The sequence below is a fragment of the Xanthomonas sp. WHRI 10204 genome, from assembly GCF_040202875.1.
Lineage (GTDB): Bacteria > Pseudomonadota > Gammaproteobacteria > Xanthomonadales > Xanthomonadaceae > Xanthomonas.
The window spans coordinates 816,852-830,018 of sequence record NZ_JBEGDW010000002.1 but is presented as its reverse complement, the minus strand read 5'-3'; the positions used below and the strand labels follow the sequence as shown (position 1 = coordinate 830,018).

7 protein-coding genes and 1 other RNA gene are annotated in these 13,167 nt (G+C 64.9%); 7 read left to right on the top strand and 1 reads right to left on the bottom strand.

The genetic code is table 11. The features are described 5' to 3' along the window. Nucleotides 1-9: 9 nt before the first annotated feature. From ABQZ00_RS14380 to ABQZ00_RS14370, 3 genes are all read left to right on the top strand, one after another. Nucleotides 10-1,428: a Y-family DNA polymerase gene (locus ABQZ00_RS14380; protein ID WP_323537986.1), complete on the top strand. Its 1,419-nt coding sequence runs from the start codon at nucleotides 10-12 to the stop codon at nucleotides 1,426-1,428. A 168-nt stretch (nucleotides 1,429-1,596) separates the two neighbouring features. After that, nucleotides 1,597-4,848, top strand: coding sequence for an error-prone DNA polymerase (locus ABQZ00_RS14375; protein ID WP_323537987.1), 3,252 nt, complete (start codon nucleotides 1,597-1,599; stop codon nucleotides 4,846-4,848). Nucleotides 4,849-5,195: 347 nt separating this feature from the next. Then, nucleotides 5,196-6,014, top strand: coding sequence for an HDOD domain-containing protein (locus ABQZ00_RS14370; protein WP_055846276.1), 819 nt, complete (start codon nucleotides 5,196-5,198; stop codon nucleotides 6,012-6,014). Between the two features lie 24 nt (nucleotides 6,015-6,038). Here the strand turns inward: ABQZ00_RS14370 and ABQZ00_RS14365 are convergent, their stop codons facing one another. Then, nucleotides 6,039-6,539: a DUF3757 domain-containing protein gene (locus tag ABQZ00_RS14365; RefSeq protein WP_323537988.1), complete on the bottom strand. Its 501-nt coding sequence runs from the start codon at nucleotides 6,537-6,539 to the stop codon at nucleotides 6,039-6,041. Between the two features lie 91 nt (nucleotides 6,540-6,630). Between ABQZ00_RS14365 and ABQZ00_RS14360 the strand changes: the two genes are divergently transcribed. The 4 genes from ABQZ00_RS14360 to ABQZ00_RS14345 all read left to right on the top strand — a co-directional run bounded on the left by ABQZ00_RS14360 (nucleotide 6,631) and on the right by ABQZ00_RS14345 (nucleotide 12,973). Next, a non-coding RNA gene (locus ABQZ00_RS14360) (sX9 sRNA) lies at nucleotides 6,631-6,706 on the top strand. Nucleotides 6,707-7,005: 299 nt separating this feature from the next. Then, the gene (locus tag ABQZ00_RS14355) at nucleotides 7,006-8,976 is read left to right on the top strand and encodes an OPT family oligopeptide transporter (RefSeq protein WP_323515790.1); all 1,971 of its coding nucleotides are present in this window, start codon (nucleotides 7,006-7,008) and stop codon (nucleotides 8,974-8,976) included. Nucleotides 8,977-9,524: 548 nt separating this feature from the next. After that, nucleotides 9,525-10,358 carry a transporter gene (locus ABQZ00_RS14350; RefSeq protein WP_428849001.1) on the top strand — a complete coding sequence of 278 codons (834 nt, stop codon included), beginning with the start codon at nucleotides 9,525-9,527 and terminating at the stop codon, nucleotides 10,356-10,358. Nucleotides 10,359-10,837: 479 nt separating this feature from the next. Further along, nucleotides 10,838-12,973 (top strand): S9 family peptidase, encoded by a 2,136-nt coding sequence (locus ABQZ00_RS14345; RefSeq protein ID WP_323537989.1) that lies wholly within the window; start codon nucleotides 10,838-10,840, stop codon nucleotides 12,971-12,973. The last annotated feature ends 194 nt before the right edge of the window (nucleotides 12,974-13,167 follow it).

Below are 13,167 nucleotides of genomic sequence, written 5' to 3'. Positions count from 1 at the left end.
GGCGCGCGCATGTTGTGGGCCTGCATCTTATTGCCGCAGCTGGCACTGGACGCCGTTCTGCGGCGGCTTGAAGAGCCGCAGGCGCCGCTGGTGCTGGTGCAGGGGCCGGCGCAGCTGCGCAGCCTGCATTCGGTCAATGCCGCCGCTGCCGCTGCGGGATTGAAACCGGGCATGCGCCTGTCTGCGGCGCATGCCTTGATGGCGCAGGTACGCACGATCGATTACGACGCGCAGAACGAAGCGCGCACGCAACGCTTTCTTGCGGCCTGGGCGTACCGGCACAGTTCGTTGGTGAGCCAGCAATGGTCGCGCGCCATCGTGCTGGAGGCGGGCGCGAGTTTTCGCTTGTTCGGCCCGTGGCCACGTTTCGAGCGCCGCCTGCGCGACGAGTTACAGGCATTGGGATTCCAGCACCGGCTTGCGCTGGCACCCACGCCACGCGCGGCGCGCGTGCTGGCCGGGTTGCGCGATGGCATGGTGGTGACCCAATTGCCGGCCTTGCACAGCACCCTCGACAAGGTGCCGGTGCGCCGTGCCGCCTTGCCCGGTGATGCCGGCGAGCGCCTGCAGCATATGGGCGTGCGCACGCTCGCCGCGGTACGTGGCTTGCCGCGCGACGGGCTGCGGCGGCGCTTCGGTGCGGGCCTGCTCGATCATCTGGACCGGCTCTACGGCAACGCCGATGACACGCTGGAGTACTACGCGCCCCCGGACCACTTCGACCAACGCGTGGAGCTGGGCTACGAGGTAGAAACCCATCCGGCCTTGCTGTTTCCGCTGCGCAGGTTGATCGGCGATCTGTGCACCTATCTGTCCATTCGCGATGGCGGCGTGCAACGCTTTTTGCTGCGTCTGGAACACGAACAAGGCGCCACCGATGTCGAGATCGGTCTGCTGACACCGGAGCGTGCGCCAACGCTGTTGTTCGAGCTGGCCCGCAACCGGCTGGAGCGGGTGGAAATTCCACGGCCAGTGGTGGCAATGCGGCTGTTGGCGCGCCAGCTGCCGCCGTTCGTGCCGGCGATGCGCGACTTGTTCGACCAACGTGCGCAGCAGTCGGTGGACTGGCCGCAACTGCGCGAACGGCTGCGTGCGCGCCTGGGCGATGAGGCGGTGTATCGCGTGCTGCCGGCCGATGACCCGCGTCCGGAACGCGCCTGGCGTCGTGCCATCGGCGATGCGGTACGCGAAACCGCAGCGCCGCCACGTCCGCCGCGCCCCACCTGGTTGCTGCCGCAGCCGGTGCCTCTGCACGATCCGCACCTGCGCATCGTCTCCGGACCCGAGCGGCTGGAAAGCGGCTGGTGGGACGACGACGAGGCGCGTCGCGATTACTACGTGGTGGAGACCGCACGCGGCCGACGCGGCTGGGTCTTTGCCGCGCCTGGCCATGTCCAAGGCTGGATGCTGCATGGGTGGTTTGCGTGATCCGGCGCATGCCACTGCCAGAGCGCAGCGTGGGATGCCTGGCGGGTCATCGCAGCGCTACCGCAAGCGTCCGATGCAGCATGACGCGAAGGGCTGCTGTAACCCAACGATCTGCCGCGCATTGCAAAGACGCTGCGCTGGCAGCGCGATGCTTGAAGGGATGCGCGCATGAGCTGGGATGACGCTGTCGATGGCGTGGACCGCGACACGCCGGGCGGGCGCATGCCGCGCGCCTGGAATGTGGCAGCACGGCTGCGCGCGGCCAACGACGACATCACCCATGCGCAGCTCGCCGATGGCCTGCCTGCCTATGCCGAGCTGCATTGTCTGTCGGACTTTTCGTTTTTGCGTGGCGCCTCCAGTGCCGAGCAGTTGTTCGTGCGTGCGCAACACTGCGGGTACAGCGCACTGGCCATCACCGACGAATGTTCGCTGGCCGGCATCGTGCGTGGCCTGGAAGCGGCGCGCGCCACCGGCGTGCGGCTGATCGTCGGCAGTGAATTCACCCTCGTCGATGGCACCCGCTTTGTGCTGTTGGTGGAGCATGCGCAGGGCTATCCGCAGTTGTGCAGCTTGATCACCACCGCACGACGCGCGGCGGGCAAGGGCGACTATCGTTTGGGGCATGCGGAGGTGCAGGCGCAGTTCCGCGATGTTGTGCCCGGTGTCTTTGCGCTGTGGTTGCCTGGCGCGCAGCCACAGGCAGAGCAGGGTGCCTGGTTGCAGCAGGTGTTCGGCGAGCGCGCGTTTCTGGCTGTGGAACTGCATCGCGAGCAGGACGACGCGGCGCGTCTGCTTGCCTTGCAACAGTTGGCGCAGCAACTGGGCATGACCGCCTTGGCCAGCGGCGATGTGCACATGGCGCAGCGCCGCGAGCGCATCGTGCAGGACACCTTGACCGCCATCCGCCACACCACCCCGCTGGCCGAGTGCGGCGCGCATCTGTTCCGCAATGGCGAGCGCCACCTGCGCACGCGGCGCGCCTTGGGCAACATCTATCCGGGTGCGTTGTTGCAAGCCACGGTGGCGTTGGCCGCACGCTGCACCTTCGATATTTCCACCCTCAACTACGCTTATCCGCGCGAACTGGTGCCCGAAGGCCATACTCCCGCCAGTTATCTGCGCCAGCTCACCGAAGCCGGCATGCGTGAGCGGTGGCCGGAGGGAGTGTCGGCCAAGGTGCGCGAAGACATCGAAAAAGAATTGGCGTTGATTGCCAAGAAAAACTACGAGGCGTTTTTTCTTACCGTGCAGGATGTAGTGCGGTTTGCGCGGTCAGAGCACATTCTTTGCCAGGGGCGTGGCTCCTCGGCCAATTCGGCGGTGTGCTATGCGCTGGGAATCACCGCAGTCAATCCCGACGAAACCCGTCTGCTGATGGCGCGCTTCCTCTCCGAAAAACGCGACGAGCCACCGGACATCGACGTGGACTTCGAGCACGAGCGCCGCGAAGAAGTGCTGCAGTACGTCTACAGCAAATACGGGCGTGAACGCGCGGCGCTGGCAGCGACGGTGATTTGCTACCGCGGCAAGAGCGCGGTGCGCGATGTGGCCAAGGCGTTCGGCCTGCCACCGGATCAGATCGCCTTGCTGGCCAATTGCTATGGCTGGGGCAATGGCGACACGCCGATGGAACAACGCATCGAAGAGGCCGGTTTCGATCTGGCCAACCCGCTGATCAACAAGATTCTTGCGGTCACCGAGCACCTGCGCGATCACCCGCGTCATCTGTCGCAGCATGTCGGCGGCTTCGTGATTTCCGATGAGCCTTTATCGATGCTGGTGCCGGTGGAAAACGCCGCAATGGCCGACCGCACCATCATCCAGTGGGACAAGGACGATCTGGAAACCATGAAGCTGCTCAAGGTCGATTGCCTGGCGCTGGGCATGCTGACCTGCATCCGCAAGACGCTGGACCTGGTACGCGGGCAGCGTGGGCGCGATTACAGCATCGCCACGCTACCGGGCGAGGATGCGCCCACCTACAAGATGATCCAGCGCGCCGACACCGTGGGCGTGTTCCAGATCGAATCGCGCGCGCAGATGGCGATGTTGCCGCGGCTCAAGCCTGCGGTGTTCTACGACCTGGTGATCGAAGTGGCGATCGTGCGGCCCGGGCCGATTCAGGGCGATATGGTGCATCCGTATCTGCGCCGGCGACAGGGCCGCGAAGAGGTCAACTATCCCTCGCCGGAGGTGGAAGACATCCTCAAGCCGACCCTCGGCGTGCCGCTGTTCCAGGAGCAGGTGATGGAGCTGCTGATGCATGCGGCCGATTACACCGAAAGCGAAGCCGATAATCTGCGCAGATCGATGGCCGCCTGGCGACGCGGTGGCGACATGGAACAGCATCGCGCGCGGGTGCGCGAGCGCATGCAGGGCAAAGGCTACGCCTCCAGCTTCATCGACCAGATCTTCGAACAGATCAAAGGCTTCGGCTCCTACGGGTTTCCGCAGAGTCACGCCGCCTCGTTCGCCAAGCTTGTCTACGCCAGCTGTTGGCTCAAACGCCACGAACCGGCGGCATTTGCCTGCGGGCTGCTCAATGCGCAGCCGATGGGGTTTTATTCGGCCAGCCAGATCGTGCAGGACGCACGCCGCGGCAGCCCCGAGCGCGCGCGCGTGGAGGTCTTGCCGGTGGACGTGCTGCACAGCGACTGGGACAACACCTTGGTGGGCGGCCGGGCCTGGTGCAGCGATGCAGACCCTGGCGAACAACCGGCGATCCGGCTGGGCATGCGCCAGGTCGCTGGCTTATCGGAAGTGGTGGCCAATCGGATTGTCGCCGCACGCACGCAACGCGCCTTCACCGACATCGGCGACCTGTGCCTGCGCGCGACACTCGACGAAAAGGCGCGCCTGGCCTTGGCCGAAGCCGGTGCCTTGCAAAGCCTGGTCGGCAATCGCAACGCCGCGCGCTGGGCGATGGCTGGTGTGGAAGCACGCCGGCCCTTGCTGCCCGGCAGTCCGGAAGAACGCGCGGTGGAGTTCGCAGCGCCACGGATGGGCGAAGAAATCCTGGCCGACTACCGCTCGGTCGGCCTGAGCCTGCGCCTGCATCCGATGGCGCTGCTGCGCCCGCAGATGCAGCAACGGCGCATCCTGGGTCTGCGCGACCTGCAGGGCCGTCGCCACGGCAGCGGCGTGCATGTGGCCGGGCTGGTCACTCAGCGGCAGCGCCCAGCCACTGCCAAGGGCACCATCTTCGTCACCCTGGAAGACGAACACGGCATGATCAACGTCATCGTCTGGTCGCATCTGGCGCTGCGCCGACGCCGCGCATTGCTCGAATCGCGCCTGCTCGCCGTGCGTGGGCGCTGGGAGCGCGTGGACGATGTGGAGCATCTGATTGCCGGCGACGTGTACGACCTCAGCGATCTGCTCGGCGAGATGCAGCTGCCATCGCGCGACTTTCATTAGCGCTGCCGAAGCAAGCACGCAGCGACAATGCAACGATGCGTCATGTCCATGCACCTGCTGCAGCTGCGCGCAGTACAACCGTGCAGCGCTGCGCGCCTGTCACCCCCAATGATTCACAGCCAAACCGCATTCCTACTGGCATCCGCGCAATCGCCTGCGCATCACTGTCGAGTTCGCTGGCGGCCGTGATCACCGCCCGGCGTCGTGCGGGATGCCGCCTCAAGCGCAAAAATCCACACGCATGCATAAATAAGCCCGGCCTCGGTCACCGACAGCCAACGGGTCTGTGCTACACCATGCAGGTCTGCGCAACCGCGCTGGCTTATCCGTTCACCCACGAGGCGATCATGAAGTTGGAGGCGTTGTTCGACCAGTTGCACACCTTGCCCACCGTGCCCAAGGTGGCGCAGGACCTGATCCGTCAATTCGACGATCCGCAAACCGATATCGATGCACTGGCGCACACCATCGAGCGCGATCCGGTGATCGCTGCCAAGGTGTTGCGCCTGGCCAATTCGGCGCGATTCCACGGCTTGCGCGATTCCACCAGCGTGGAAGACGCCGCGATGCGCTTGGGCTTCAACACGCTGCGCACCCTGGTGCTGGCCTCGGCCATGACCGGTGCCTTCCGCGCCGGCCCGGGCTTCGATCTCAAGGCCTTCTGGCGGCATAGTTTCGAGGTGGCCGGCATCTGCCGCCTGCTGGCGCGCCAGCACGGCCTGGACCCGGAAACCGCCTTCACCTGCGGGATGATGCACAACATCGGCGAACTGCTGATCCAGTCCGGCGCACCGGATTACGCCAGTCGCATCAATCACGACACCTCATCTGCCGGCCATGCCGCCGAAGAAACCCTGCAACTGGGCTTCGGCTACCCGGAAGTGGGCGCCGAGTTGGTGCGTCGCTGGCAATTGCCGGTGGTGATCCAGGAAGCCATCGCCTACCAGGTTCGCCCGGCCGCCGCGCCCGAAGGCGCACGGATGCCGTTGCTGGTGGCCCAGGCGGTGCAGGTTTCCGACGCGCTGCACGCGCACGGCGGTGCCACTCCGCAGGCATTGGACGCGCTGCGCGCACCACTGATGGACGGCGTCGACCTGGAGGGCTTGTTCGCCACCTTGCCGGACGTCATCGAGGCCGATCGCGCATTCGCCGAACTGCTGCACTGACGCTGGACAGTGCGTGCCGCTGCGTCATTCCTCCAGACGCAGCGGTTCGAACGCGCAGTCCTCTGCACTCCGAGTGCATGTGTAGAACTGGACTGTTCCTGCTACCGGCGGCTGATCGAGTTGCCAGTGCGTAGGGTGTCTGGGGGTGACGAACAGGTTGCGTTGCATCTGTGGCGTGCGACTGTCGAAATACGCCAGGTCCACTTCCTTGCCGCCGCGCATGGAGTAAGTGCAGTTGACCAGCACGCCCATGCTGGACGCTGTCTCGGGTGACTCGCCGTAATAGAGCACCGAGGCCAGGTGCCGCGGCTTGCCATTGTTGGCTTGTAGTGTGCTGGACCAGGCCCCGCTTCCTGACGCCACCCCGAGTCGTACGTTGGCGCGATAGCGGCCCGCCTCGTAACGCACCTCTGCCGGGTCAGGGCATTGCGCGCCGTGCTCGGCGGTTGGTGTGGCGAAGGTGGCGGCTGACGATAACGACAGCAGCATGCCGGTCATCAGGGCGGCGGTCAGTGGATGTTGCATGGTCTGCACCTCTGGTTACATGGCGGTCTTAGAGCAGCTAACAAAACGACTGTGCGGCTGCCAGGCGGGCGTGGCGGGTGCTCGGTGCGGCATGGTCCCCTCGTACACGCCGGTTCCTCCGCGCCGTCCACATCCACCTGACGCCTGTTCGCTACGCGTTGTTAGCCGCTCTTGTGTGTGTATGGCGCTTGCCCATGGGCTTTACTCAGCACAAACAAAAAAGACTGAACACGGGGATGCGTTCCCCGTAGTGCGCGGCGATGTAACAAGGATGCGTGGTCGTCACGATCTTGGTGAGGTTTAAAGCGCATTGATGCTGACGTAAACGCACCGATGGAGCCGCACCGCGGTCAACCCGTCGCACCACAGGCCATGGCAGCCGCACTGTCACGCCGCGCCGCAGCTGGACTCGCATCGGCGCAGGCGCTAGCGTGGTACGGATTTTTTGCCCACAGGGGAATGCCCAATGAGCCAAGACGCGCAACCGCGCCAGCTCACCTTTCGCGCCATCGTGCTGGCCATCGTGCTGGCGGTGGTGCTTTCGGCCGCCAACGCCTACCTCGGCCTGTTTGCCGGTTTGACCATCGCCACGGCCATCCCGGCAGCGGTGGTGTCGATGGGCGTGCTGCGCTTGTTGGGGGGCGGCACCATTCTGGAGAACAACATCGTCCAGACCGGTGCCTCGGCCGGTTCGTCGATCGCCGCCGGGGTGATCTTCACCATCCCCGCGCTGGTGATCATGGGCTACTGGCCGGACTTCAAGTACTGGTGGGTGCTGGGCATCGCCGGCATGGGCGGGCTGCTGGGCGTGCTGTTCTCGGTGCCGCTGCGGCGCTCGATGATCGTCGAAGACCCGCTGCCGTTCCCCGAAGGCAAGGCAGCCGCCGAAGTGCTCAAGGCCGGCGAAAACCCCGGCCCGGGCCTGAAGATCCTGGCCGCCTCCGGTGCCATCGGCGCGCTGGTCAAACTTGCTGCCGCCAGCGGCTTGCGGGTGATCCCGGACACCTGGGCGCAGGCCACCTACCTGGGCAGCAGCCGCCTGGTGGGGTATCTGGGCACCAACCTGTCGCCGGCATTGCTGGGCGTGGGCTACATCGTCGGCTTGAACGTCGGCATCGTGGTGTTGTCCGGTTCCATCCTTTCCTGGCACATCGCCATCCCGCTGTATCAGCAGTTCTTCATGGGCTCGGACCCGGCCCTGGCGCAGAGCCTGGTCGGTGCACCGGCGGCCGATGCGGCCTTCGGCATCTGGGGCGCCAAGATCCGCTACCTCGGCGTCGGTGCGATGCTGATCGGCGGCGTGTGGACCTTGTTCTCGCTGCGTAAATCGCTGTTTTCCGGCGTCAAGAGCGGCTTTGCCGCTGCGCGCAAGAGCGGGGGCGGCGTGGTCGCCGAAACCGAGCGCGATCTGCCGATGAAGTGGATGCTGGTGGCACTGGTGCTGTGCACCTTGCCGCTGCTTGGCCTGTATCAGGCCATCGTGCAGCAGTGGCATGTGTCGATTCCGATGACCATCATCATGATCGTGGCCGGCTTTCTGTTCGTGTCGGTGTCCGGGTATCTGGCCGGCTTGATCGGCTCATCCAACAACCCGGTGTCGGGCATCACCATCTCCACCATCCTGTTCGCCTCGGCGGTGCTGGTGCTGTTGCTGGGTAAGGACGGGCTGGTGCCGGTGGGCATCGGCGCCGCACCGCTGGGCGCGGTGGCGGCCATCATGATCGGTGCGGTGGTGTGCTGCGCGGCAGCGGTGGGCGGCGACAACCTGCAGGATCTCAAGGCCGGTTATCTGGTCGGCGCCACGCCGTGGAAGCAGCAGCTGATGCTCGGCATCGGTGCGTTTTCGTGTGCCTTGATCATGGCGCCGGTACTGAACTTGCTGGCGCAGGCGTATGGCATCGGCCCGGCCACTCCGCAGCACCCTAACTCGCTGGGCGCGCCGCAGGCCACCTTGATGGCCTCGGTCGCCAAGGGCCTGTTCGGCGGCCAGTTGCCGTGGACCATGATCGCCATCGGAGCGGTGGTGGGCGCGGCGATCATCGCATTGGACGAATGGTTGAAGGCCACCGGAAAGCGCTTCCGCGTGCCGGTGCTGGCCGCGGCGATCGGTATCTACCTGCCGCTGGAGCTAATGGTGCCGATCTTTGTCGGTGGCCTGATCGCGCATCTGGTCGAGCGCTTCCACAACATCCGCGCCGATGACGAAGACGGCCGCGACCGGGTGCATCGTCCGGGCGTGCTGTTTGCCGCCGGCCTGATCACCGGCGAAGCGCTGATGGGCATCGCCATCGCGGTGCCGATCGTGCTGTCCAGCCGCGCCGATGTGCTGGCACTGCCAGCTGCCTTGCAGCTCAATCAGTGGGTTGGCCTGGCCATCCTCGCCGTGGTCGGCTGGCTGCTGTATCGCGTCGGCAAGCGCGGCGAACAGGCGGCCTGAGCCTGGCGACAGACACGGCGCATGCGATGCATGCGCCGTTCTGGCAGGCGCGCAAGGCGACCTGCCCGCAGCGCACGCCGCTGCCATCTGCACCATCCCCACGCATCGCCGCTGCAGACCCCGTCGACCGTCCGTGACGGCACTTCACTTGTCTGCAGCCCGTCTTTGCGCCGGCTTTATGCCAGGTCCAGCGCTCATGCATAGCGCCTTTATGCCGCCGCTCCGTATCGTTCCATCTCCCGCACGGATGATGCGTTACGGCTGCCGCATGCCTCGATCGATCCCGCTGATCTCCGCGCCCTAGGCCATCGCGCCGCCGCTGCTGCCGACAAAAACGTTAGCCCAATCACACTGCGCCGCTTCCAAGGTGCGGTTGCGGTCGCTTTTTGTCTGGCGAGCTCGACAGTTCGATAGGATCGAGCAGACGCCGATGTTTCAGCGTCATGCAGTCGATCCACCTCTCCACGCGCATTCCCCCTCCCTCACTGCTGGCCTGTCGTGTCATCGGTCCAGCGCTCTGCCATGGAGTTCCTGCAATGCTGACTGTTATTCCCCGTTTCCCGTCCCGTGTACGGCGCATCCCCCTGCTGACCATCGCCATGGCCGGCGTGCTGTGCGGCCTGGCGACGCAAGCGCAGGCACAAGACGCCACCGAACCGGCGCTGTGCACCGATCGGCCGACCAAGGCCAATTCCACCTGTACCGTGCCGACCGGCGCCTGGCAGCTGGAAACCGACATCGGTAGCTACACCCGCGACAGCCAGCCCGGCACACGCATCGAAACCTCGGTGTTCACCAATCCCACGCTCAAATACGGCGTCAGCGACCGGATCGATCTGCAGCTCAACTGGGCGCCGCAGCTGCAGGTCAAAACCACCGATCGCGCCACTGGCGCACGCAGCAGCCTGAGCGGCGGTGGCGACATCTATCTACGCATGAAGGCGCGTTTCTACGAAAGCGACACCGCCACCGTCGCGGTGCTGCCGTTCGTCAAGGCGCCGACCGCCCGCACCGGTCTGGGCAACGACGAGTGGGAAGGTGGCGTCGCGTTGCCGATCAATTTCGTATTGCCCAATAGTTTCTCGCTGACCTTCGGCCCGGAGGTGGATTGGCTGGCCGACAGCGATGGCAGCGGCAAGCATGTCGCCATCGTCAATGCGATCAACCTGGCCCGCCCGCTGACGCCGAAGTTATCGATGGCAGTGGAAGTGTGGTCTTCGATCAATCGCGACCCGGCCGAGACCATCGAACAGTATTCGGCCGATATCGCGGCGGCGTATCTGATCAATCCGCTATTGCAACTGGACGTGGGTGCGAACTTCGGGCTCAACGACCGTACCCCGGACGCGCAGGTGTATGTGGGCATGGCACACCGCTTCTGAGTCGTGTGGTGAGCCAGGGCAGGGTGTGCTGTCGTGCATGCACACCCCGCCTTGTAGAGAATGGTCAACGTTGCGAGGCGTCAGGTCGACTGGCGCCTCGCAACGTCCATTCGCCGCACGCCAAGCGTTGCGGATACGTGAGCAACGCTGAGCTACTGTCGCCGCATGGGAAGCTTGCCTCGGCGTAGCGACGACCGGTGGGCACACTGTTGCAATCATCTGTCCAACACAGTGCGCATTCCTTAAGCGGACCTGGGCGGTGTGATCAGCCTTGCTGGCCGCATGAGGCATGCCGCCACACGCGCCGGCCATCCGCGTTCGACAGTACGTGCCTCAGGTTCTGGTCGCCGTATTGAGGGGCGCAATTCCATCCACGAGGCGACGCCCACGCAACCGCGCAGGCAGGCGCAAGCGCAAGCCTTTGCGCGTGCGCTGCAGCAACGCCTACCATCGACGTTTTGCCGTTGCAGGAACTCTCGATGAAGCTGCGTCACGCCTTGCTGCCCCTGTGTCTATTGGCCGCCTTGCCAACCCTTGCCGCCGCGCGCGGTTTCGATGTGCGCGACATGGTCGCGCTGGATCGGGTGTCCTCGCCCACGCTCAGCCCCGATGGCGGCGTGGTGGTGTTCGCCAAGCGCCAGGCCAAGACCGCCAATGGCAAGCCTGCCACCGGCCTGTGGATGCGCAACCTGCGTACCCGCGATTTGTCGCCGCCCAAGCGGCTCACCCCGGAAGGCTGGAACGTCAACAGCCCGGCGCTGTCGCCCGATGGCAAAACGGTGTACTTCCTCAGCAGCAAATCCGGTATCCAGCAGCTGTACGCGCAGCCGCTGGCCGGCGGCACTCCGCAGCAGCTCACTGCGTTTGCGGTGGACCTGGACAGCTACAAGCTCTCGCCAGACGGCAAGCGCATCGCCTTCAGTGCGGGCGTGTTTCAGGACTGCGGTTCTGACCTGGACTGCACCAAGAAAAAGCTCGCCAGCGTGAAGAATGCCAAGGCCAGCGGCGTGGTGTACGACCAGCTGTTCGTGCGCCATTGGGACACCTGGAACGATGGCCGTCGCAACACCTTGTTCGTCTCCGAGCTGCCCGCAACCGGCGCCAAACCGGTAGTCGGCGCCTCGGCGATCAGTGCCACGCTGGCCGGCGATGCGCCGTCCAAGCCGTTCGGCGGCAACGACGATTACACCTGGTCGCCCGATGGTGCCAGCGTGGTCGCCAGCGTGCGTATCCCGCAACCGCATGGCCCAGAGGCCGGTAAGAACGCCAAGGCCGCCACCAAGCCGACCGGCAACGACGAGCCGTGGCAGACCAACTTCGACCTGTATCGCCTGGATGCGGCCGGCAAATCCGCGCCGGTCAATCTGACCGCCGCCAACCCCGCCTGGGATGCCGGCCCGGTATTTAGTGCCGATGGCAAGACGCTGTACTACCGCGCGATGAAGCGCCCCGGTTTCGAGGCCGACCGCTTCGGCCTGATGGCGATGGACGTGGCCAGCGGCAAGACGCGCGAGATCGCGCCGAAGTGGGATCGCTCGGCCGGCGAAATCGTGCTGGGCGATAACGGCGGCAGCATCTACACCAGTGCCGACGACTTGGGCGAACACCCGCTGTTCAAGATCGACATCGCCAGTGGCGACGCGACCAAGCTGGTGGGCGAGGGCAGCGTGCATGCACCGACGCTGGCTGGCAGCACGCTGGCGTTTACCCGCAACTCGCTCAAGAGCGGCGATCAGATCTTCGTCAGCGATGTGCAGGGCCAGAACCTGCGTGCCATCACCCAGACCGCTGGCGAGCAATTGCCCGACGTGCAGTTTGGCGATTACGAGCAGTTCCAGTTCAAGGGCTGGAACAACGACACCGTGCACGGCTATGTGGTCAAGCCGTACAACTATCAGGAAGGCAAGACCTACCCGGTGGCGTTCCTGATCCACGGCGGCCCGCAGGGCAGCTTCGGCAATGGCTGGAGCAACCGCTGGAACCCACAGACCTACGCCGGCCAGGGCTATGCGGTGGTGATGATCGACTTCCACGGCTCCACCGGTTACGGCCAGGAATTTACCGATGCGATCAGCCAGCATTGGGGCGACCGCCCGCTGGAAGACTTGCAAAAAGGCTGGACTGCCGCGCAGAAGCAGTACGGCTTCCTCAACGGCGACAAGGCCTGTGCGCTAGGTGCCAGCTATGGCGGCTACATGGTCTATTGGATGGCAGGGACGTGGCTTGATAAAGACGGGAACCACCCGTGGAAGTGCCTGGTCGATCACGACGGCGTATTCGACAACCGCACCATGGGCTACGCCACCGAAGAGTTGTGGTTTTCCGAGTGGGAAAACGGCGGCACGCCATGGCAGAACCCGGCCGGCTACGAGAAGTTCAACCCGGTGCTGCACGTAGACAAGTGGAAGGTGCCGATGCTGGTGATCCATGGCCAGCAGGACTTCCGCATCCCGGTCGAACAAGGCCTGGCTGCCTTCACCGCACTGCAGCGCAAGGGCATCGATTCCAAGTTCCTGTACTTCCCTGACGAGAACCACTGGGTGCTCAAGCCGGACAACAGCATCCTGTGGCACGACACCGTCAACGGCTGGTTGAAGCAGCATATCGGGCAGTAATGCATTAGAAAAAACGGCACGCCGCCTTGCAGCGGCGTGCCGTTTTTTTTTTGCGTCGCGTTCTTCGGTCGGCAGCAGGCGAGTGCTGAGGGCGATCGAAGATTCGGCAACTGCACATCGCGCGGAGACGCATGGTGTTGCGCAAGCCAGCTGGAAATGCGCGTTGTTGTCGCGCTCGCTCAAGTAACACAGTG

Excerpts from the sequence above, each read along its gene's own strand:
- ABQZ00_RS14355 (WP_323515790.1), top strand. The coding sequence starts at position 7,006 with ATGAGCCAAGACGCGCAACCGCGCCAGCTCACCTTTCGCGCCATCGTG.
- ABQZ00_RS14365 (WP_323537988.1), bottom strand. The coding sequence starts at position 6,539 with ATGCAACATCCACTGACCGCCGCCCTGATGACCGGCATGCTGCTGTCG.
- ABQZ00_RS14380 (WP_323537986.1), top strand. The coding sequence starts at position 10 with ATGTTGTGGGCCTGCATCTTATTGCCGCAGCTGGCACTGGACGCCGTT.
- ABQZ00_RS14345 (WP_323537989.1), top strand. The coding sequence starts at position 10,838 with ATGAAGCTGCGTCACGCCTTGCTGCCCCTGTGTCTATTGGCCGCCTTG.
- ABQZ00_RS14370 (WP_055846276.1), top strand. The coding sequence starts at position 5,196 with ATGAAGTTGGAGGCGTTGTTCGACCAGTTGCACACCTTGCCCACCGTG.
- ABQZ00_RS14375 (WP_323537987.1), top strand. The coding sequence starts at position 1,597 with ATGAGCTGGGATGACGCTGTCGATGGCGTGGACCGCGACACGCCGGGC.